At 68.8% G+C, this 21,077-nt stretch carries 13 protein-coding genes and 4 pseudogenes; 7 read left to right on the top strand and 10 right to left on the bottom strand.

The window, feature by feature from the left end; translation table 11 throughout:
• Together LP52_RS25840 and LP52_RS27365 are read right to left on the bottom strand one after the other, a co-directional pair.
• Nucleotides 1-950 (bottom strand): annotated as a pseudogene (locus LP52_RS25840) (hypothetical protein); the annotation flags it as partial.
• 321 nt (nt 951-1,271) lie between these two features.
• The gene (locus tag LP52_RS27365; RefSeq protein ID WP_157036351.1) at nt 1,272-1,439 is read right to left on the bottom strand and encodes a hypothetical protein; all 168 of its coding nucleotides are present in this window, start codon (nt 1,437-1,439) and stop codon (nt 1,272-1,274) included.
• A gap of 977 nt (nt 1,440-2,416) precedes the next feature.
• On the opposite strand from LP52_RS27365, the gene LP52_RS27360 reads away from it, so the two are divergent.
• From LP52_RS27360 to LP52_RS15705, 3 genes are all read left to right on the top strand, one after another.
• The gene (locus LP52_RS27360) at nt 2,417-3,904 is read left to right on the top strand and encodes a DUF3238 domain-containing protein (protein WP_157036350.1); all 1,488 of its coding nucleotides are present in this window, start codon (nt 2,417-2,419) and stop codon (nt 3,902-3,904) included.
• Between the two features lie 754 nt (nt 3,905-4,658).
• A complete protein-coding gene (locus tag LP52_RS27355; protein ID WP_157036349.1) occupies nt 4,659-5,117 on the top strand; it encodes a hypothetical protein in 459 nt (152 codons plus the stop codon).
• Nucleotides 5,118-6,340: 1,223 nt separating this feature from the next.
• Complete coding sequence (locus LP52_RS15705) at nt 6,341-7,339, top strand: hypothetical protein (RefSeq protein ID WP_157036348.1); 999 nt, start codon at nt 6,341-6,343, stop codon at nt 7,337-7,339.
• Between the two features lie 408 nt (nt 7,340-7,747).
• Here the strand turns inward: LP52_RS15705 and LP52_RS15700 are convergent.
• Both LP52_RS15700 and LP52_RS28420 read right to left on the bottom strand, forming a co-directional pair.
• Nucleotides 7,748-8,007 (bottom strand): annotated as a pseudogene (locus tag LP52_RS15700) (transposase); the annotation flags it as partial.
• 128 nt (nt 8,008-8,135) lie between these two features.
• Nucleotides 8,136-8,264: pseudogene (locus tag LP52_RS28420) on the bottom strand (IS256 family transposase); the annotation flags it as partial.
• 152 nt (nt 8,265-8,416) lie between these two features.
• Between LP52_RS28420 and LP52_RS15690 the strand changes: the two are divergent.
• The gene (locus LP52_RS15690; protein WP_052809901.1) at nt 8,417-8,932 is read left to right on the top strand and encodes a VanZ family protein; all 516 of its coding nucleotides are present in this window, start codon (nt 8,417-8,419) and stop codon (nt 8,930-8,932) included.
• 469 nt (nt 8,933-9,401) lie between these two features.
• Here the strand turns inward: LP52_RS15690 and LP52_RS27350 are convergent, their stop codons facing one another.
• Nucleotides 9,402-9,893 carry a hypothetical protein gene (locus LP52_RS27350; RefSeq protein WP_157036347.1) on the bottom strand — a complete coding sequence of 164 codons (492 nt, stop codon included), beginning with the start codon at nt 9,891-9,893 and terminating at the stop codon, nt 9,402-9,404.
• 1,013 nt (nt 9,894-10,906) lie between these two features.
• On the opposite strand from LP52_RS27350, the gene LP52_RS15680 reads away from it, so the two are divergent.
• Nucleotides 10,907-13,174: a hypothetical protein gene (locus LP52_RS15680; RefSeq protein WP_040274422.1), complete on the top strand. Its 2,268-nt coding sequence runs from the start codon at nt 10,907-10,909 to the stop codon at nt 13,172-13,174.
• A 21-nt stretch (nt 13,175-13,195) separates the two neighbouring features.
• Here the strand turns inward: LP52_RS15680 and LP52_RS29105 are convergent.
• Nucleotides 13,196-13,386 (bottom strand): annotated as a pseudogene (locus LP52_RS29105) (IS256 family transposase); the annotation flags it as partial.
• A 675-nt stretch (nt 13,387-14,061) separates the two neighbouring features.
• Between LP52_RS29105 and LP52_RS15675 the strand changes: the two are divergent.
• Complete coding sequence (locus LP52_RS15675; RefSeq protein WP_040274421.1) at nt 14,062-14,799, top strand: CPBP family intramembrane glutamic endopeptidase; 738 nt, start codon at nt 14,062-14,064, stop codon at nt 14,797-14,799.
• A 76-nt stretch (nt 14,800-14,875) separates the two neighbouring features.
• On the opposite strand, the gene LP52_RS28415 is transcribed toward LP52_RS15675, so the two are convergent.
• Nucleotides 14,876-15,157 carry a helix-turn-helix domain-containing protein gene (locus LP52_RS28415; protein WP_238580940.1) on the bottom strand — a complete coding sequence of 94 codons (282 nt, stop codon included), beginning with the start codon at nt 15,155-15,157 and terminating at the stop codon, nt 14,876-14,878.
• Nucleotides 15,158-15,537: 380 nt separating this feature from the next.
• Here LP52_RS28415 and LP52_RS15665 point away from each other — a divergent pair, with 380 nt between their 5' ends.
• On the top strand, nt 15,538-16,599 hold the full coding sequence (locus LP52_RS15665) for an acyl-CoA dehydrogenase family protein (protein WP_052809899.1): 1,062 nt from the start codon (nt 15,538-15,540) through the stop codon (nt 16,597-16,599).
• Between the two features lie 36 nt (nt 16,600-16,635).
• On the opposite strand, the gene LP52_RS15660 is transcribed toward LP52_RS15665, so the two are convergent.
• From LP52_RS15660 to LP52_RS15650, 3 genes are read right to left on the bottom strand one after another with little or no spacing between them, the layout of a single operon-like run.
• Nucleotides 16,636-16,971: a hypothetical protein gene (locus LP52_RS15660; RefSeq protein ID WP_040274420.1), complete on the bottom strand. Its 336-nt coding sequence runs from the start codon at nt 16,969-16,971 to the stop codon at nt 16,636-16,638.
• Nucleotides 16,972-16,980: 9 nt separating this feature from the next.
• Nucleotides 16,981-18,996 (bottom strand): TOMM precursor leader peptide-binding protein, encoded by a 2,016-nt coding sequence (locus tag LP52_RS15655; RefSeq protein WP_052809898.1) that lies wholly within the window; start codon nt 18,994-18,996, stop codon nt 16,981-16,983.
• A complete protein-coding gene (locus LP52_RS15650; RefSeq protein WP_040274419.1) occupies nt 18,986-21,067 on the bottom strand; it encodes a hypothetical protein in 2,082 nt (693 codons plus the stop codon). The genes LP52_RS15655 and LP52_RS15650 overlap by 11 nt, the downstream gene beginning before the upstream one ends.
• Nucleotides 21,068-21,077 lie beyond the last annotated feature (10 nt).

Here is a 21,077-nt window from a genome sequence, read left to right as displayed (position 1 = left end):
CCGGCCTCGGCGGCGCGGCGCCAGGCCGTCTCGGCCAGGGGCTTCCGGTCGGAGGTGTAGGCGGTGACGCCGATCGCGAAGCGGTCCTCCCCGCCGCCCCAGTCGAGTGCCGCATGCCAGACGGGCCCGGGTACCGGTTCCTCGCTCGTGAGGTAGTCGAAAGCGCGCCAGCGCTCATTGCCGTGGTCGGCGGGTACCAGCAGCCCGGCCACCCCACTGCGCACCGCGGTGGCCCATTCCCACGCCGCCTCGAACGCCTCGTGGGCGGGCGGCGGGGACGGCAGGTAGCGCCCGGCGATTTGTTCAATCTGGGCGCGGGTCAACGGTGTCGAGAGGCCGGTGCGGGCTAGATCCACCGCGGCGGCCACCAGCGCGTAGCCGCGCGGGTGCCCGGTGTCGGGGCCGTGTTTCCAATCGCGCTCCAGTTCGGGGCCGGCCGCCAGGTACTCGGCCACCCCGAAGGCCGCCTGATCGGCGGCCTCGGCCAGACGCGCATCACCGGTGTCGGCGGCGCGCTGACGCTCCCGAGCACTCCATCGCCGGTTCAGGACCGCGGGCGTGTTGAGCACGGGATAGCCCACGGTGCGGTCGTCGGTGTCGGTGGCCGCGGGCTTCAGCACGCTCAACTGTGTGAGGCGGATGGTGGCGGCCACGATCGCCCCGGCCGGACCAAGTTCGTCGAGCAACGCGAGATCCAGATGGGCGTGGGGCAGGTGGCGGTCCACATTGTCCAGCCACACCATCCACCCGCTGGGCGCGTGCTCGGCTTTGTGCTTCAGCCAGCCCGGCAGAGGCCGCAGGTCGGCGTCCTCGGGCGGCGACCACCATCCGCCCGGGCAGCGTGCGGGCCAGTGCGGCCGCCAGAGCGCGGGTCTTGCCCGCCGTGGGAGCCCCGGCCACCAGCACCAGCCCTCCACGCGGATGTTGCGCCACAGCGGCCAGATGCGCATCGAGGTCGGCGTCAGCCTCGCGGGCCACGTAGGGCGGCTGCCGGTGGCCGTCGCCCCCGGGGCGGGCGGCGTGGGCGCCCAGCCGGGCGGGATCGGCCGCATCCGCCCGCACCGCCGCATTCACCCAGCCCGGTGCAGCGGAGGTTGCCTCGGTAGCAGGGGCAGGGGAGTTGTAGTGGACCGTGGCGCTGGGGCCGGTGATCACGGTCGCCGGGCTGGTATCGCCCGCGGTCTGGACGATGTGGCCGTCGCGGGTACGGGCTTTGGTGGTCATCCCGCGGCGGCCACCGCTGCCCCTGCTCTCCGGGGCCGAGTGGCCCACTACCGCGGCGACGACGCCCCCGGCTCCGGCCAGGCCTCCGATGATGCCGCCCGACCATCAACCTCAGGCACGAACTCCTCGGCTGCCCACAACCCCACCAGCAGCAGCCCGACGACGAGCAAGATCCATCCGAGCATCGCCAGCTTCGTCGGCTTCCTCAGTGCCATCCCCTGATTCTGCCGTCTTTGCCCGCCTCCCGCGGAAAGTGAATCAACACCGGCCACCGAGGTTCTGAGGCTCCCCCTGCTGGGATCCGATGTGGCCGGTAACGCGGATGGCGTCCGCGGTATCCAAACCGAGGCGCTGCGCCCAGGCCAGTGCCTCCTCGAGGGGAACCTCCTTGTCGGCCAGGCGGGCGGCAGCCGACCGGGGCGGTACCGCCCCCGCCTCCAGTAGGACGGCCCACTGGCGCGAGATCGGCGCCTGTCCGAGCCGCGTTACCTGGACTTCACCTCCCCATACGCATGTGCCCAGAGTCCAACAAAAGGGGGGCTGATCAGCGCTCATGCGGGGCCGCCACCGGCAGGCGGGTTCTGCTCGACTGCGTCACCACGCGGGATTTCCCTAACGGACTACGCCAGGTGGTTGGGAATGCCAATGTCCAACTGGTCGACACCGCCACCGGCGGTCCGAACCCGCGCAGGTGCGGGCGGTCAACACGGCGACCGGCCTCCCACTCCGCGCTACCCAACGACACCGCGCCCCTGCTGGCCGCCCTACTCACCCAGGGCGAGGGCGTGTCCTCGATCCGGCAACGCATCTACCTCCAGCCGCAACACCCACGTTTCGGCGCTGTGCACATTCGGGGCCGACGTCTCTTCTGCCGCCCAAGGAGCCATCACGGTATGCGGCCCGGGCGGTCAGCACGCAGCCGAGGTCCGGCCCGCGGCATCCGGGCCGCGGAAACTGTCGTGATCACCGCACTCGCCACCGACGATGTCTCTGCCTTCGGGGGCGATGCCCCATCTTCAACACGGCTACAGTTCCCTCACGTTCCGTGTCCACATGCGGTCAAACAATTGACCACGCAGGCCCGCCCAGAGATCACGCGGTGATCAATAAACAATCTTCAATTCTTTCTTGCAGGCAGCAGTCGCCTTATGCGAACCTGCTACTGATAAATCCCCCTGCAGAAAGCTTTCCTATGAAGTCCAGCAAGGTCAGTCTATTCATGCTGGTAGCGGTTCTTTTGCATTTCTCGACAGCCATTGCGAACGCCAAAGAGAGTGCGATCCCGCTGATCGTGTCCGACGTCCAGTCATCAGACTCCACTGTATCCGTCGACTGGGAAGACACTGAAGGCGCAGTAGAATATGTAGCCTATAACGAGGTACCCGACAGGGCATCTCCACGATCGGCATCTGATCCCGTTTACACAGGACAAGAAAGCCGGTTAAAAATCACCGGGCTCGGCAGTGCGCAGGTGGTCCGGCTCCGCGTTCTCGCTCTCGATCATGAGCGCACGGTGCTCGCTCGAGCTCTGGTTCGCACTACCACGACGCAATCCGAGGGAAAGCATGACAGGATCACGTGGATCTCCACCTCTAGAAAATTCGAAGCGGAAGTACAGACATCCCAGAACGGAGAGATATCGACAAGATCACAGCGGGAATCCTTGAGTCAAGGGGCCGAAGACAACGGGGATAGCGTCGAGATCACCGACGAGAACTATGACGGGGGTAGCGAAGTTTACCACGTTTCGGTGACTCCCAAACAGGAACCGTCTACCCGTGCGGAGCGATCGGACAAACAGAACGACACGCGTCCGGGGAATGAGTGGGAGATTCAGGTTCCCGCGCTCGGAAACAACACAGATGCCTCCCTCAGCCGCGAAAGAGACTTAGTACGGTCTTCTGCTGCATACGGCGTCTACGACCGCTGGATTTATTGGGATTTTTTCATCCCCCAAACGCAGGTTCCGGCGCCGGTTCTTTGCAACGAGACTCTCCCCGAATTCACGGACAAGTATTATGGAGGCGATAGCCGCTCATTCGGGGCCAACCTGGACGGCTACAGGTGGGAGGGCGACAGTCGAGTCCAGCTAGTCAGCCGATTCGATTTCGGATCGCCGGTATTCAGCTATTCGCCCCAGTGGGGTTGGAGCTTCGTCAACTGGACCGAACCGGTTGCCGAGTCGATGGAGCGGATAGGTGAGTCGCGAATCTACGAAGAGCAGGCCGACGGGTCGATGCAGGTCATCGAGACGAGCCGGGCCTCAAAAGACGACGTTGAAGCCGGCGCGGGACTTCAGAGCAGCACCACAGGAAACGCTAGCTTTCAGTCATCGGCGTCTGACCCGTTATGTCACATCCTATGGGGTATAGACGCCCCTGAAGTAGACGTAGACGTATCCGCGACTGTCAGCACCGACGGCTCTCACCACATCTCGGGGAGCCACGACAACGCGCCACACCACCAGAGTTTCATACAAACCAAATCCGGCCCGATATCCGGCGATACCATCGCAGATTCCCCCACCTACGCCGATTACGAAGCGAGTAGCCAGGTGGAGTTCGACTGCGCCTACCGACATACCGGAGGATCGTTGGAGAAGCTGGCCCTACCGTCCATAGCGCTGAGTCCTGACCCCAGGCCCTGGGAGCCGGACTGCAGTACCCCAACGAACAGTTAGCAGCGAAGGCGAACCTCGGGGCTCCACGCGCTCCCAGGAGCCAATACCACGGGCCGGTGTCCCAACCTCACGGTCAGGAGTCATCACCGCGGAAGGCCAGACGGTCGGGGCAACGGTGACGTCCTCCGAAGGGGCATCGGCCCGTAGATCACCGCTACGGAGACCGATCGGAAAGTCCTGGACACTTTATGATAGCCAGCGGAAAGAGCGCGAGGGGATTTTCTACACCAGCAAAGAATGTGCTCGGCGCCAGCGGCGTCCAGGCGTCTATATTCGTTATGTTATTGTCGTCGTCCGAAGCTTCGATCGCTACGGTGATCGCCGGATTCGCCGCCGCGTACGGAATATTCCTTGCCGGGACGACTCTGATACCGATTGCGTTCGCAATGATATGGCATGGACGCATGAAGGGGGAACGGTTCGCCCGGATATTCTACACTCTCGCCTCAATTTGCGGAGGCCTTCCACATTTTTTATATTTTTTCCTCCTCTCCTATTCGCCGAACCGTCCATTGGAACTTTCGCTTCCAGTCGGGATATGGTTGTTCGCGGCATTTTTACAGCTAGCACTACTGCTGATGCTCAAACGACTCAACGTAAGCACAGCCTGGACAATAGTGCTTCTTGCTTTCCCAATTGCAATCGTGTTTACCCGGGATATTGCGTTGCGTATATTATAACAAGAGAGAGGGTCTGCCGTTCAGGACACGTGCAATAAACCTCATCCAGTCGAATGCAACGGAAGGACCTCCTCGTGTTCCCTATACTGCGTGGCGGTGGATGGGTGGCGACTGCGGCCGCATCCTGCCTTCTTGCCACAACAGGTTTTCTGGCAGCCGCAATCTCTCCTGCGTCCGCCCAAGATAGCCCCAACCTGATTTGCAACAACAGCGACGGCCTCAGTGGTGGCGATTTCTGGATTGTCGCCGATGAACCGATCCCTAATGACAAGGGAAGGCTTTATGTACTCTTCGACGACCACACCGGAAATGTCTGTGCTGTCGTCGTCGGCAACGTGTCCGAACCGACGAGTATGGAGGTGGGACTGAAGCACTCGTCCGCAGGGCCGGCCGAGGCAGTATGGAGCTACGGAACCTCCGAAGACTACGCGGGACCGGTTTACCTGACCTCATCACGCGGCATATGCGTGGTGGCCACCGGCGCGGTTCTCGCCGATACTGCCCGAATCGATCAAGCAAATTGCGATACCTGATCCAGTATTCGGGTTCTCGAGCGTCGCCGCCGGGAGATCCTGCGGTTGATCGGCACGATCACCGCCCGCCCCACCGCCCACCCCACCGGGCGCGGCGCCTGCATGCTCGAGGTAGCGCGGTTGGACTCACCCCCGCCAAGCCCCGCAAGACCAAGCCCACGGCCGCCTAGAACGCAGCAGGGGCGGCCGCCAGGCCGCCCCTTACCCTACTCCTCACCTGGATCAGCAGGCGCCAGCAGCAGCGCCAACCGTTCCCTGTCCGCATCCGCGACCGGGCCGAGAGCATCGACCGCACGCGCCACCGCCTCAGCCCAGCCGTCACCATCCCGGACACCGCCCGGAGGAGGCCCCACTAGCTCAACCACGGCACCACCCCCACGCCCCCCTTCCAAGCGCGGAGGCCGCACCACGCCGGCGACCATCTTCTGTGAGCGGCGGAAGTAGTACTGGTCGTGGCTGGTGCCGGTGGCGCAGTAGGTCGTGACCAGGGCGGGCTGGCCGCTGCGTCCCGCGCGGCCGCTGCGCTGGGCGTACACCCAAGTCGTGCATCCGCCCCGAACTCCCCCGTCTCAGCGAACGCGTTCAGGACTTCGCTCGCATCATGGCCACCCGGCAGGGCCGCCGGCTGACGGAACGGACGACCGCGGCGGGTTTCCACTCGCGTCCCGTTCGATAGGAAAACGAAGACAAAGCTCCCAGTGAGGCTGGAGAAGCGGCGCCGACCTCGAGGAAGGCCGTCCGATCCGGGCCAGGAATCCGACACGCGCCGCACCTCTTCCCACAGGAGACGTTTAGCAAGGTCTGGGACACCACCAGCCTCGCCGAAACGCCGAAATGACCAATCTGCGCGCTACCGACCACGAGAGACTGTTCCGGTAAGAACATCGGTTTCCAGTGCGCACCCCCACGTTCTGTAACACGGACTGAAATTCCTCACCAGCGATTGGACGAAAAAATCCGTCCGGATCCGGCCAACGATATGGGTGCCGCCAGTGCCCGTTCTCTGGTCATCATCAGGGGCGCAAGAACAGTGTGGATCAGGACGGATCGCCTCGTGGATGAGCTTCCCCTCCCCCTTCAATCATCCGTTTCCCCGCTACAGGCCAACCCTTCTGAGGATTCCGGAGCGCGCACGTACGCCAGGTACAGCTGGCAGGCTCGCATGGCGGTGCGCGACCTGCTGGGGCTGGTGGGTGCAGACATCGCCGACGGAGTTGTTCCCGATGAACTTTCCGCCCAAAGGGCAACTTCGTGAAGCGAAGGCGCGCCACACCACCGTCACCTCGTTCCTTGAAAGCGGTACTGTCCCTCCCAGGTCCGACCTTCGGCAACACCTCAGTGCGGCACGCCAGCAACGCGAGCACTACACGGCCGAACTCGAGCACCTTCACTCGGAAAGCGGCGTGCGCAACGACCGGGTGACGCTGTTGCGCGGCCTGCTCACCATCGCCCAGGGCGACGCGGCCGACGTCGAGGAGGAGATCGACCAGTTAACGCGCGTCCAGCATGACAGGACTTCGCGCATCGACCGGCTCCACCGGGAGATCACGCGGCTGGAACGTTTCCCGCACGCGAACGGTGCCCTCGCTGACGTGGAGTTCGCGGTCTGCCCACGATGCATGCAATCCATCGCGGAGCGCCACGTCGAAGAAGGCGCGTGCCGCCTGTGCGTACAGCCCGAACCCGAGGCTGAGCCAGAGGCTCCCAGGCGCCGATCAGGTAGATCCCGTCAGCCGAGCACGCCCGACGACGCCCTTCCGCTCGTTGTTCCCGACCGCTCCAGCGCACAGGCGGAGCAGCTCGCTACGCAGCGCGAAGAGACCAACCGGCTGCTGATGCTCGGAGAGCGCGAACTCTGGCGCCCGATGACGTCTCGACCTGCGGTGCTCCCGCGCATGTCGATGCTTGTACTATCCTTGCCTGCAGTGCCGGAACCCGCAGAGGGGGCGCCTTCCCGCGAGGCACGGATCGCACTGACACGGCCCTCAGACGGGGCCTGGTGCCCCTGCACCACGTGCAGGATGCTGCCCACGATCATACAGCCGATCAGGACCACCAGGCCCGGCCACCAGGCCATTGACCACGCCTGCGTCAGCAAGCCGGCGCCGACGCTGATCCCGGCACTCACCGCCAGCGCTCCAATAGCCACCATCGTCTGGGCGAACCGCGCCATAAGCCTCTCCCGAAAGATCTCGGCTGGCTTTCAATGTAGCGGAGCTTAAGCTCGCTTCGCTGATGTTTCCGAGATATCCGACATTGGCCGTGGGCGGCGGCAAAGGGCGACGACGACTAGCCATGCTTGCTCCTATCGGTCGATAGACGACCGCCACATGGTGTCAACCAGGTCGAACACAGCCGACCAGGACGGCGGCAAGGGCTGGGCGGCCCTGTGCTGGTGGTGACCGACAACGACCTCCCATCCCGACCAACTCACCTCCTCATCCCCGGCGAAGGGGGCACCGGCTGTCGGCCACCTCCCGTTATCGATTGGGCAGTAGACTTGCTGCCCTGGCGCGCCAGCTCGACAGCGCGGCGGCGGAACTCGGGCGAGTGGGGAGAGGGCATGGACGACATCCTTCCTGATGATCACGCCTGCCCTCACCTCAAGTGTCCGCGCCCCGGGGGAACCTCAGGGCGGGTTCGGCCCGCAGCAGTTCGGCATCGGCCAGGCAGTCGCCGCCCAGGGCGAGCGCGATGGCCAGTCGGTGCAGGTCTTGGCGGGATCGTGGACGGCGCCGGGTTTGCGCCACCGGGCCAGGGCGGTGCGCAGCGCCGTATCGAGGCCGGTGGCGCGCACGGTCTCGCTCAGCAGCAGGCCGCCGGCTTGGGAGATGGTTCCGGTGCCGTCGGCTCTGGGCTGCACACGGGGGTAGGACTCGGTAGAGTTCACTTGAAAGGTGCTTCTGTTTCTGCTGGGGACATGGATCTCGACAGTCCTTATTGTCCCAGTTCAGAAGCACCTTTCGCATGTTCAGAGGGGTCTGCGATCACGCCTGCCGTGAAAGCCCGAGGTTAGCGCCCGTCTGGCCCCGTCAGAGACAAGCCCTGCTCCCTCGCCAGCCGGACCAACTCAGCTGCTGCCTGCTGCTCGGCCGACTCCTCGGCCCGCTTCTTCTTCGCTGCCACATCCGGCAGTGTTGCGGTCATCGTCCGCACCTTCCCGCCAGCCACGCTGGCGTGTCAGGCCGGAAGCACCGTTAAATCCACAGTCCCCCCAGGGCTGGGTAGGCGGCCTTTGGGGACGTCCGGTCGGCACCTGAAAAGGAGTTGAGGCCGTCGGGGGCCCGTAGCATTCTTGCGTGATCACGACCTTTCTGATTGAGCATCCGTGGCTGTCGCCGACGGCACTGGCCCTTCTCGTCATCCTTGGTCCGCTCGTGGGACGGCTGATAGCCGACCGGCCGGGTACAGCCTGGCTGCTAACTGGTCTCGGGACGCTCCCGGTGGTGGTACTGACGATGCTCCCGACTGAACGGAGGGCGTTCGAACGATGTGAGGTCGCGTGGACGCTGCCGACAGTCGGACGCGTCGAGCTGGCGGCCAACGTCGTGCTCTTCGTGGCGCCGGCGCTCTTCGCTTCGGTAGCGACCCGACGTCCCGTGCTGGTGTTGGTAGCCGCGAGCGCGCTGAGCGCGCTGATTGAGACCGCGCAGGCGCTGGCACCGATGATCGGACGGTCGTGCTCGACCAACGACTGGCTCTCCAACACGATCGGTGTCGCCATCGGCGTACTGCTGGCGATGGTCACCCTTCGGCTCGCTGGCCCGCTCAAGCACGCCGAGCGCCCCAATGCGGTCATCCGCGACCGCCAATGACACCTGTCCCGGCCCCGCAACCAATCCATCCAGGGCTCCGACGGCCACACACGCCGTAGCCCAACAACGCGGCGCCGGCCATCTCCTCCCGCGCAACCTCGCGATTCCACTGCTGGTGGGGTTGAACTGAGCGAACATCCCCGTGGCCCACCGGTGGGTGGGCTATGGCTGCTTCACGCGGCCGCTTGACCTCATCGGAGCCGCGCGACCTGCGTCAATGCCCCTCGTTCTCCGGAATGAAACAGCCGCGTCAAGCAATGTCGACCGGGCGAAGCGACATAGAGGGTTCCGGATGAGGGATGTCCGGTATTCAGCCCTCAAGAAAACCTGGCCGCAGTCGAGCTCGTCCCGAGAAACGGTCGCCATTTTTCCCATTTGCGGCAATGGTTCAGATGTAAAGATCGGCGAAATCCCAAGGTAGGTCGCATCCAATGGCTTGTTCGGTGCACGATTGAGGAACACTCTGACCTCAACCCGCCGAGGAGACCGAATGCGTGTCACGGTCAGCGCGATCCAGCATGCCCTGAGCGAAGTACACCCTGGCTCCACACTCGACCTCGCCGCTGTCGCAGGCTCCGCGATCGGGGTTGTCACAGGGCACTTCGCACTCGCGTTGATCGGCCCCCATATCGAACTCGACGGGTTGAAGATGCGCGAAATCGAGCCCGTCCCCGACTCCCTGTCCGTCAGCGGAAAACTGGTGCTTGGCAACGGAGTCAAGCTGAAGGCGACCGTCCTGTTCCTCTGGACGGGCACTGACGGCGGATCCAGCGAAGAGGCGGAAGGCGGGATTTCCACTGACTCTGGGGCCGAGGCCACATCCCAGGCGAAACCCTCTGCGTCCACCACGCCGATCATCGGAGCACGGCTCCGGATCGAATTTCCCGATGGCACCGGAAAGGAGAGTGACGGTGCCGCCGTGATCGGCAAGCTCGGGTTCCTGACGAAACTCGGTGTGCACGATCCGGCCCTTGTATACGAGGTCAGCGTGGGCGACGCTGCCGCGTGGGACGGCGGCGCCGGAAAAGACGATGCCTCCAAAGGGGGATCAAGGGGCGATGCCGGCGACGACCGCGCGAGAAGTGGGACCGCCGCACCGAAGGACCAAGGCGGTAGCGAGACTACCGGCGGCGAGCACGTCAAAGAGCACGGCGCGGTTACGGGCGAGCCGGGCGGGGAGCCGGAGACGACCGACAAGAAGGGTTTCCGCCATGTTCTCACCGCTGAGGCCGGAATCGCTGTGCCCGGTGAGACCCGGCCGCGCATGATGCTGCACACCTCGCTCCGGCGCGAGAACGGTCATACCGGTTACACCTTCTCTTCGACACCGGTCGCGAAGGCTCCCGTCCTGACCCTTGCCGGACTGGTCGAGGTGTTCGGGGGTTCTGCTGGTGCCGACTTCCCGCTCGGGACGGTCCCGGTCCCCCCGCTGGTCCTCGAACACGACCCCGACAAACACCGCACGACCCTGCGCCCCGCCCTGACCGAGCGGAAGGAAACCACCGTCCCCGCTTGCGGAGGTCAGGAAGCGAACAAGGACGGGGAAGCGCCGAAGGCGCCCCGCGGCTTCAGCTGGATGGTCGCCTTCCTGCATCCGCACAAGGACGACGAGCAGCCCACCGGGAAGCCCGCAGCCCAGGCCGGCACGGACACCCCCGACGGGGTCGTCGCGCCCACGGCCGAGTCCGCGGTTTCGGACGGCGCGCACGGTGATAGCGCCCCCCGGCCGGACACCGATACCACCGCCGAGGACGACTCAGACGAGACTGAGCCGAAGCAGCACAAGGAGAACAAGGAGACCGACGACGGCGCGAGAAAGGACATGCCGCGCACCCGCACCACCATGGTGTTCTCCATACTTTTCCCACTCGGCTCCACCCTTGCCCGCCTGTCATCGATCGACTTCCTCCGCGACAAGGTCCCGGAGGGTTCCGACCTTTCCCTTGAAGCCTCCAACAGGAACACGACCGCGCGATGCGCGACCTCGCCACCGACCGCGACCGGTTGTACCAGCTCGACTGGTTCCACCGCATGCTCACTCGCGAGCGGGGTGAAGGCAGCATCAACCCTCAGGCCCTTGACCGGCTGGCTCGCCAGATCGCCGACCTCACCGCCAAGATCGCCGCCGACGCGGACCGGGGCAAGGACCAGCGTGAGGACATCGACGATTTCGCCCGCGACTTCCCCGACGGCCCGCCCGACGTCGCGCAGGCCCGCTCCTTCCAACCCCACCGCGTTCCCAACGGGCCGTTCTACCGCGCAGCCGACCCCGTCGTCCTCATCCAGGGAGCCGGTGCCGCCGCGCTTCGCGCCGACGCCGAGCCGCTCTACTGCACAGGGGCGGACGCCGCCGGCGCCCAGGGCGAGCTTGCCGACGCCCTCGGCTCCGACCAGCACATGGGTTCCGAACTGCAACGGCTCCTGTTCCAAAGCGGCGAACTCGAACCCGGGAAATGGCAGCAGCCCTGGACACCCCTCTACCTGCTGTGGACAGCCGACTACCATCCAGTCGGCATCGCCGAGCCCGACGCCCGCGTTCTCAATCCCGACGCCGATTCCGAGGAGGCGGGCGACGGCAAGTGGCGCTTCAACAGCCGCGTGGGCCGCTACACCCGCCGGCACACCGAGACCCCGCGATCCGTCCGACTCCGCGGGCGCCTGCCCCTGTCCCCGCACGCCGTTCTCACCCTGGCCGACCGCACCGACGACCTCGCCCGCGCGCATGCCACGTCGGCGGCCGCCCGGACCGAGTTGGAGAACCTGCGCGACTCCGTGCGCGGTTCCGCCTCCGGCGGCGATCTGCTGTCACAGGCCCTCGACGGCTTCACCGACCAACTGCTCGCCCGTGAGGCCGCGCTGACCCGCCGTCCCCGAAACGAGCTCGCCGCGGTGCTCGACGGCGCGTGGACCCATACCCCGCTGGGAGCAACGATCGACCCCTCGTCTCCCGACGGCGCCGCCGTCGCCCAATTCCACCCGCTGCGATCGGGCTACGCCCTGCTCACGGAACTCACCCTGGTGGACCGCCACGGGCGCAGCGTCGACCTCATCACCCGCGACACCGCCGACCGCCACGGATCCGTCGCTGTCGCCGAATCCATGCGAGTGAGCGCCGGATCCGAGACCGCACGGAATCGCTTCCAACTCGCCCCCCGCCTACCCCAAGCGGCCCGGGCCCGGTTCGACCCGGTCGCCGCCGACGACGACCGGCCCCTGCATCCGCAGGATTCCGCTTCTCCCGTCTGCGGTTGGGTAGTGCCCGACCACCTCAACCGCAGCCTGCTCGCCCACGCCCCCGACGGCACACTCCTCGGCGAGCTGTATTCCACATACCCGGAGGACACCGCGGTCGCCTGGCGTAACCGCCACGGCACCGGCACCGGTTTGCCCGACGAGCTGCATCCCCGGTTCCGCGCCCTCCTGACCCACCTCCTCTACGGCCGGGGCGCCCGGCTCGACAATCTGCTGACGCTCATCGACGACGCCGACAGCACCATCGACCCCGCCCACCCGGCGCACGGCCACGGTGGACTACATGCCGTCGGACGCCCGCTCGCACTGGTTCGGGCCAACCTCGCCATCGAGCTGGAACGTCCCCCGCACGTCCGCCCCACGCCGACGAACCTCGCCGCCTCCCCCCGGAACGACACAGCGCTCGACGACCGCGACTGGCCGGTCCTCCTCGGTTCGCCCGAATCCCTGGACGACGGCCTCATCGGCTATCTGCTGGACACCGACGCCGACCACTTCTTCGCTGTCCAAACGCCCGGCGGAACCCGCCTGCGGCCCGAACAGCAGACCTTCACGGTCCCCGCCGGCGAACTCCGGTTGCGCGCCACATCGGCGGGCACCGACACAACGCTCAGCCTCCTCGTGGACCCCCGCGCCGCCGTCCACGCGACCACCGACCTGCTGCCGACGGCCCAGTTCCCCTCTCTGCACCGCGAACTCACCGGCGCGCTGCCCCGCATGGAGGCCACGTTCAGGGTGGCCGACCTCCTTACAGCGGATCTCCCTTTCCACCACGACACCACCGCCCTGGGCATGCCCGTGCCCACAGTCGAGCCCGGGGCCTGGGACTGGCTCGACCCGCTCGGCACCCCCTCACCGATCCTGAACCCGGGCACCGGACCGCACCCGGGAACCGCCCCGCCCACAGTGCGGACGGGCCGACTGCGTGTGACCTTCCCCCACGTTGCCCCCACATCCGCCGATGGAGGCCGCACGGGTTTGTCAAGCTAACGGTTCAACTATTCTTCCTGTTCAGCGGTGTTCCACGGGCAGGCGGCCCTCGAATGTGAGGTCGCAGGCGTTCAGGGCCTTCTTCCAACGCCGGGGCACTTGGCGCGCCCGGTGCCCTTGGGGTCCCGGCTCATCAGCGCCAGGTCGACGCACTTGAGCGCGGCACTCTCGCTGGGGAAGTGCCCACGGGCCTTGACCGCGCGGCGGATGCGGCCCAAAAAGCCCACCAGCTCAGCAGGCCCCTGCGGGGCGCCTGAAGCCGGGACAGCGACTGGCCGCGTTCGATCGTGCGGTGTCGACCCTTCTCGCCGAGCACGCCTACCGCATTCGTCATCGCCGAGCCCGCCGATCGCGAATCACGGGGCCTGTGCTCCGTCGGTGCTCGGTGGTTGCCGACACGACCGGCATGCGATGGGAGAGGGTGGCACGGGGCTGCGTTGTCGAGTCGATGGAATGGCAGGACACGGCAGATCGTGCTTTTAATCCGCGGGTTCAGGGTTCGATCCCCTGGTGGCCCACCTTGTTTTCGCAGGTCAGCATCCTGCATTGCCGGTGGAGCGGCCGCCGCCGAGGCGGATGTCGCTCCGTGGGTGCTCTTGTGTCGGCGCCATGTCGATTGTGCAGGTCATCGGCCACCGCGGCATCGGCCAGCGCCCTGAAATCCCCGACTCCTCCGGTCCCGCTGGAGCAAAGCGGAGCCCCCCAGTATTCTTCCCGCTCCGCAGGCGCCGCCAGTGACGCCGCGTCACGCCCTCCCCCGAGAAACGTCACGGCCGGGCGGTGACGCCGCCGCACTGCCGGAACGGCGCGCCGACCGCTGGAATCGGACCATGTCCACGTCACCGGTATCGACGCCGAGCGCCTCGAAGGAGCAAGGAGACCCCGCTATGTCGACAGCCCGCCCCGAACACTCGGACCGCCCGCACGAACCGGCTGCGGCAGGCGCCGCAGGCCCGGTGCGCCCGGGTTGGCCGGAGGTCGTGGTCGGCCTGGTCGCCCTCGTCGCCGCTGTGGTCGTGCTGCCGTTCTTCGGTCCGCTGGGACTGGAACTGGACGACGTCACATACGGCCTCGTCGTGGCCGCCTGGTCGGGCGTCGCCGGCCTCACGGGCTTCGCCGCGGCCGCACTGGTCCGCATCCGCTCCTGGGGCGCCTTCAGCGTGCGCCGCACCACCTGGCGCTGGATGGGCATCGGCGTGTTCGGCGGCCTGGTCGCCCTTGGTGCCAATGCCGCGCTGACCTACGGCATCACCGAACTCACAGGATTCGACGCCAACCCCCAAGGCATGTACTACGACGCGGCCGGCGGGGGCGTGCTGCCGATGGTCCTCACGTTCTCCTTCCTGTCCCTGCTCACCCCCCTGGGCGAAGAGTTCCTCTTCCGCGGGGTACTTGCCAACGCCCTACTGCGCTACGGGCCCGTCGTCGGCGTGCTCGGCAGTTCGGTGGTCTTCGCGCTCTTCCACGGCATCAACATCGTCCTGCCCGCGGCGCTCGCCGTCGGAGTCGTCGCCGCCGAGCTGATGCGCCGCAGCGGCTCGATCTGGCCGGCGGTTGCCGTCCACGTCGTGAACAACGCGGCCCTGCCCCTGTACGTCCTCCTCACCGGCCCCGGACCGGCCTGAGGCGCCGACGGGCGCGGTACCGGCCGCCGCGGGAGGGCCGCCACCCGAGAGCGGCGGTCCCCGCTCGCCGTTCCGGTCAACCGCGGCGCCCTCCGCCGCCCGGCTCCTGCGCTCCGCCGCTGCGGCGGTACTCACCCGGTGCGGTACCGGACGCGCGGCGGAACGCCAAGTGGAATCCGGTGGCGGAAGCGAAGCTGACACGGCGCGCCACCTGGTCCTGGGGCAGGGAGCTCTCAGCCGGCAGCCGGGCGGCCTCCTGCATGCGGCCCATGGCCAGGTGGCGCATCGGCGGCTGCCCGACGAGCATGCGGAACCGGGCGGCGAACAGCGACCGGCCCGCACCCGCCTCCGCGGCCACCGACCGCACGGTCCACGGCTTGGCGATTCGACGAAGGGGGCACCTCGCTGCGCTCGGGGCGCTCCACCCTGACCACCGGATCAGCGCCACGCGGATCGGCCACTGTCGAATAAGGGAACGGGTGGTCCGGTAGTGGAATCTCCGGAGACGGGACCGAACGCTCAGAAGGCCCTCATGTGCCACCGCACCCCCACTGACCCCACACCGGCAGACTCCGCCTGGCCCGGTGCGCCGAAGAGGACGAATCACCCGGTATCGGGGTGAATGCCTGCGCCTGTCCGGGGGCACGTACAAATACAAGCACTCCCCTTCGGTGCCCCCGCCCAGCCGTCACGTCGGGTGCCGCGAAGCCCCGCCCAGTGAGACCAAGGAGGCGCGTCGTGACCGACACCGGCGCAAGCACGGCGGGCTGCCGGTCCCTCGACGAGGCGGCATGCATCGCCGAGGAGGCGTTGCTTCCCGCGGCGCTGGAGGTCGACGGCGCCGACCGCGTGCCGCAGAGCCATCTCGACCTCCTGGCGAAGAAGGGCTTCTACGGTTTCGCGGCGCCCGACGACCTGACGGCACTGGACTTTCCGAGCTACGCGGCGGCCTGCCGGGCGGTTGAGTCGCTGGCCGGCGGGTGCCTGGCGACCACGCTGGTGTGGGTGCAGCACCACGGCGCCGTATCGGCCCTCGCCAAGACCGGCAATCGGGAGTTGCGCGACGCCCGCCTCAAGCCGCTGGCCGAGGGGCGGTTGCGGTCGGGGGTGGCGGTCACCGCGGCGGTGCGTCCCGGAATTCCCATGCTGCGGGCGGAACCCGTCGACGGCGGCTGGATCTTCGACGGTGCCGCGCCCTGGGTGAGCGGGTGGGGCATGGTCGACACCCTCTACATCGCGGCGCGCGACGCCGACGACGTCCTGGTGATGGCGCTGCTCGACGCCGAAGAGGGGGAGTCGGTGAGCGCCGGACCGCCGGCGCGGCTGGTCGCCGCCCAGGCCAGTCGTACCGTGACCGTGCGCTTCTCCCGGCACTTCGTACCCCGCGAGCGGGTCGTCCAGACGGTTCCGCTGGAGGCCCACAGCAAGGGCGACCCGGAGTCCGTGCGGTTCAACGGCAACCTGGCCCTGGGCGTGGCCGGCCGGGCGATCGCGCTGATGGGCGACGACAGCGGCGCGCTGTCCGCCCAGCTCGCGACGGCCCGGCGGACGCTGCTGGGCGCGGCGGCCGAGGACGTACCCGCCGCCCGCGCCGCCGTCTCCCAGTTCGCGGTGCGCGCCGCGGCTGCGCTGGCCGTGCACGTCGGCGGGCGGGCCCTTCTCACCGACGCGCACGCTCAGCGCCTCACGCGGGAGGCGACGTTCCTGCTCGCCTTCGGCAGCCGCCCGGCCATCCGCACCGCCCTGCTGAAGGGCCTGGGGGCCCAGGAGCGCTCCGCGGGCGGAGCGGGCACCGCGTAGCCCGCGGTCGGCGGCCGTCGACGGCCGCCGACCGCGTCACGTCTCCAGGGCCAGCCCCAGACCGGACAGCGCCTCGTGGACGCTCTTTCCCTCGGCGGTCGCCTCCAGGTCGAACATGTAGACCGAGGTCGGCGGATAGCCGATCAGTTCGATCGAGCGGCTCACCCGGAAGCAGCCGTCGACGTACTCGGGGCCGTCCCACAGGTACACCGCGCCCCACATCTGCCGCTCGGCGTTGGAGAACCACGCCTTCAGCCGCATGCCGTCCATCGTGGAGAAGGCGTCGACCGCGTAGTCGCGCAGGTACGGCCGCAGGCTGTCCGGGGTCGCGTCGGAGTCGCTGAGGTCCCAGGCGACGAGCATCAACTGCATGAGGACTCCTTAGGGAAAGGGGTGCGGGTGGTGGCTGATGTCCTCGGGCACCAGCGGCCGGTCGGCGTAGCCGAGGCGGTGCGGCACCGAGTACAGCCGCGGCAGTCCGTCCACGCGGCGGAACTCGTGGCCGAAGGTCATCGGCAGGGTGCCGGGGACGATGACCTTGACGCAGGCGAGGCCGCCCGCCCGGTGCTCGGGGGTCGTTTGGTCGACGACGATGACGTCGAGACCGCAGTCGAGGTACCGGCGCACCAACTCTCCGAGGTCGTCGCGCAGGTCCGCCGCCGGGGGCACACGCGCCATGTCCGCGATCCGGCGGACCCCGGTGGAGTGCTCCAGGAAGTCGAAGCGGGGGAACGCCTCCCGGTGCCCGTAGAGCTGTGTGTGGTGGGCCATCAGCGTGACCAGCGACGGGTCGCGCACCATCTCGCGTGCCCGCTCCTGGCGGGAGGGGTCCTGGCCGAGGAGGCCGGCCGTCATCGGGCCCAGCTCGCTCAGGGCGCGCTGGAGGGCACGCTCCGGGTCGAGGTGGGCGCCGCCCGAGCACGCGGCCTTGGGCGCCGCGTCGTCGTCGCCCGGTCTGACCGCCATGGTCCACACGCTCGGGACGCCGTACTCCAGCGTCGTGTCGAACGCGCGCACCTCGTATCCGGTCTCCTGCTCGATCGCCGCCGCGAGCAGTGGCAGGGAGTCGTCGCCGGCCGAGCCGACGTCGATGCGGGGAACGGGCATCCGCGCGTACCACGTCATCAGGAAGGCGTCGCGTTCGGCCACCTCCAGGGCGCCGTAGAGGGCGGCCTCCTCCACGCTGCCGCCCAGCGCGCAGCCGTTGGAGCATTCGTAGACGAACGGCGGGTTCTCCGGGCCGGCGCGCCGCATCAGCCGGTAGTACACGTAGTTCTCCGGCACCAGGATCGGCGCCTCCCGAGCGAAGGAGTACCCCCACACCCAGGAGCAGGGCACGGACTCGGAGAACCGCCGGAAGGTGAACCCTTCGACGTGGCGCTCCGGCGGGTAGAGGCCTAGCTCGCGCGGGTCGAGCGCCTCGTCGCGCACTTCGGCGTAGGGCGCGTGCACGACGGTGCGCCTGCCGCCGGGGTGGGTCGCGCCGTAGCGCTCGAGGGCCTCCAGGAGTGCGACGACGCGGCTGGTGCGGTAGCTGCGGGTCCAGCCGAACCCGTACTCGACCGAGTCGCCGTGCGCACCCAATTCCGCCGAGGCGGTGACGATCCCGCCGCCGCTGCCCTTGGTCAGGGTGTGCACGAGCCCGGATTCGGTGTCGAAGTACGTCTGCTCCAGCGACTCCCAGCGCTCGGCGACGTCCTGCGAGCGGTAGGTGTCGGGCGTCGCCTTGGGGCGCGGGGCGAGCGACAGATCGGCCAGCTCCGCCGAGTCGTCGGGCCGCGAGCCGCATCGTCCGCACAGGGGGTTGGGCAGCAACCGGTGCCGGGACGTCCGCAGGCTGTCCAACTCCACGAACAGCAGCGCGTTGCACGTGCGGGCGGACTCCGGATCCCGCGTCACGCGCTGCGCCTCGTCGAGCACCAGGGCCGCCGCCAGGTCGGCGGCGAGCGTCGTGAGCCACGACGACGGCCGCTCCGCCAGCGCGTCGCCGTGCACCCGCAGAACCTCATCGCGACCCTGGGGGTCCCGGCGGGCGACGCGCCTGCGCAGCTCCGCGCAGTCGCCGCAGCCCGGCCGGCCCGGGAGTTCGACGGGTCCCAGCACGATGCGGCCGAGTTCGGTGCGCACGGGGAGCCACGGCGCCGGCGCGGCGGCGCAGGCCGCGCGCACGAGCGGGTGCGAGCGCGTGTCCCAGCCGTCGGCGGCGGCGACGACCAGCGCGCCGGCGTCCACACCGGCCGCCTCCGGCCCCGGAGCCGCGGAGGCCGCCACGCCGCCGTGCGCGTCGGCCGCGGCGGCGATCGCATCGGCCAGCAGGCCCGATCCGACGACGTGCAGTGCTGGGCTGCCCCCACCAGGGCCGGTTCCGGCGGGCGCGGCCGTCGTTTCACTGGTCATCGTCAAGCACCACCCTCACGGTGAACGGCATTACCCTGTTCACCTCCGCGTCGTGATCCAGGGGGACGGCGGCGGGCCAGTGGCCCCTCTCCGCCAGCGCCGCCGCGAGGTCCGCGCCGGACAGGCGCGGACCGGGCGCAGCGGGGCGCGTCGAATCGCACCGCAGCCGCGCCGGCAGGTGCGGGACAGCGGGCGCGTATTCGCACCGGCCGTTCCTCCGGGCCTGGTAGGCCAGCAGCGTCTTCTCCAGGGCTGACCCCAGCGCGTCGGCGATCGTGAGCCCCGAAGCGGAGGCCGCAGGTGCGCCCCCCAGCAAGCACACGACGGTCGGCACGCCTAGAGGGCCCGTGACGTCGTGGCAGGCCACCGCGTCGTCGACGGCGCCGAGCAGGGCGCGGCAGTAGTCGCCCCCCTCGTCCAGATCCGCGGCGGCGGGGTCGAGCCGGGGGAATGGTGCCGCGGAACCGGCGATGTCGGCCAGCGTGCGGCGGTGGCACTGCGCTAGCAGCCCGGCCTCAACCGCCTCGCTCCAGCTGTAGGCCGCGGCGGTTCCCGGGGGGAGGCTGGAGGCCGTATCGTCGGCCTGCATCGGGGGCGGGGACGCGCCGCGGCCCAGCGCGGAGAAGACCCGCGCGGCGTCCACGAGGCTGGCGGACCCGTCGACCAGCCCGTACGCCCACACCCGGCCAGCGGCGCGGTGCGTGCGCAGCGCCGCCACCGCCGCCCGAGGATCGCCGTCCCCGGCGCACAGGGGCGAGCCTTCGGGCGACAGCAGCCGCCGGGGGTCGGCCATCAGAGTGCCGTAGAGCGCGAACGCCCGCAGCGCCGCGCGCAACCGTGCCGTCTCGAATCCGGTCCCCGAGCCCACCACGGTCGGCCCCCGGTCGCGGGCTCCGAGCAGGCCGACCGGGTCGGAGACGTCGACCCCGCACACATGCAGCGGGAACTGGACGCGGTCGCCCTCGTCGGGCTCGCCGAGGGCGCCCAGCGCCTCCCCGGTACACGACCTCGCCTCGCGCGAGAAGTCGCCGGGTGCAAGGCGCGGTCGCTCCGCCAGCGCGGCGACCCGATCGAGGAAGGCCCGCTCGGTGTCGGCCGGCGGGGCGGGCGCCGCGAACGGATGCGGGCGGAAGCGGTGGGTGGTGCTCTCCAGCCCCGACGGGCCGACCCGTGTCAGCGTGTTGGGTTCGCCCGCGCCCGCACCCGTGACCGCCCGGAACGCGCCGTGGACGAGTTGCGCGGCCGCCGCCGTGGCCGTCAGTGCGTCGGTTGCGCCCTCCGGCCCCGGGGCGGGCGCGCCGCGCTCTAGGGTCCGGGCCGCGCGCCTGAGCCGGCCCGACGTCCAGCTCGATCCGATCGGCGCGAGCCACACAGCGCCGTCCCGCAAGAAGGCCTGGGCAAGCGGGATCCCGGACTCAGCGCACAGGTGTTCCAGCAGCCCCGCACGGCGGTCGGCCGCCTCCCCGTCCTCAGCGGCGTGCACGACCAGGTCCGCCCCGTCCAGGCGGGAGGCGAGCGCGGCCTCGTCCGGCCGCTCCGGGAAGGCGGCGGTGGTCCCGGCCGAGGCCGCGCCACCCGCGTCCGCCAGGCGCGACGACAGTTCGTCGGCGTCCGCGCGGCTCCCGCCAGCGACCACGGCCTCCACCCGGCCGAGGCCGCTGCGGGCCGCCGCGACCGCGGTCTCCACCAGCAGCAGGCCGGAGCCGACGACCAGCGCGCGTTTCGTGGCGTAGGCGGCGAACGCGTCGGCGCCGTCCTCGCGGAAGTAGTCGAGGAAGGCGGCCTCAGGGGAGGCCGGGGCGGACGCCGCCGGACCGGGCCCGCGGACCTCCCGCACCGCGCCGTGTTCGCGCAGCGTGGCGACCATGCGCTCGACGAGCCGGCGCCGCTCCGGGGCGAGGTCCGCCGTGAGGTCGGCGAGCCCGTGGCGGCCGTCGAGGTAGGGGGCGAGCCGGTCGATCAGCAGGTACACCGACTTTCCCGTGAACCTGATCTCCCCCTCGTGGGTCAGCACATAGGCGCCCTGGGGCGACTTCGCGTAGTAGGCGTCCGGACGCAGCAGCAATCCCATGCGGATCCTC

This window comes from Streptomonospora alba (genome assembly GCF_000826685.1).
In the GTDB taxonomy this organism is placed as follows: domain Bacteria; phylum Actinomycetota; class Actinomycetes; order Streptosporangiales; family Streptosporangiaceae; genus Streptomonospora; species Streptomonospora alba.
This window is presented reverse-complemented; position numbering and strand designations above follow the sequence as displayed.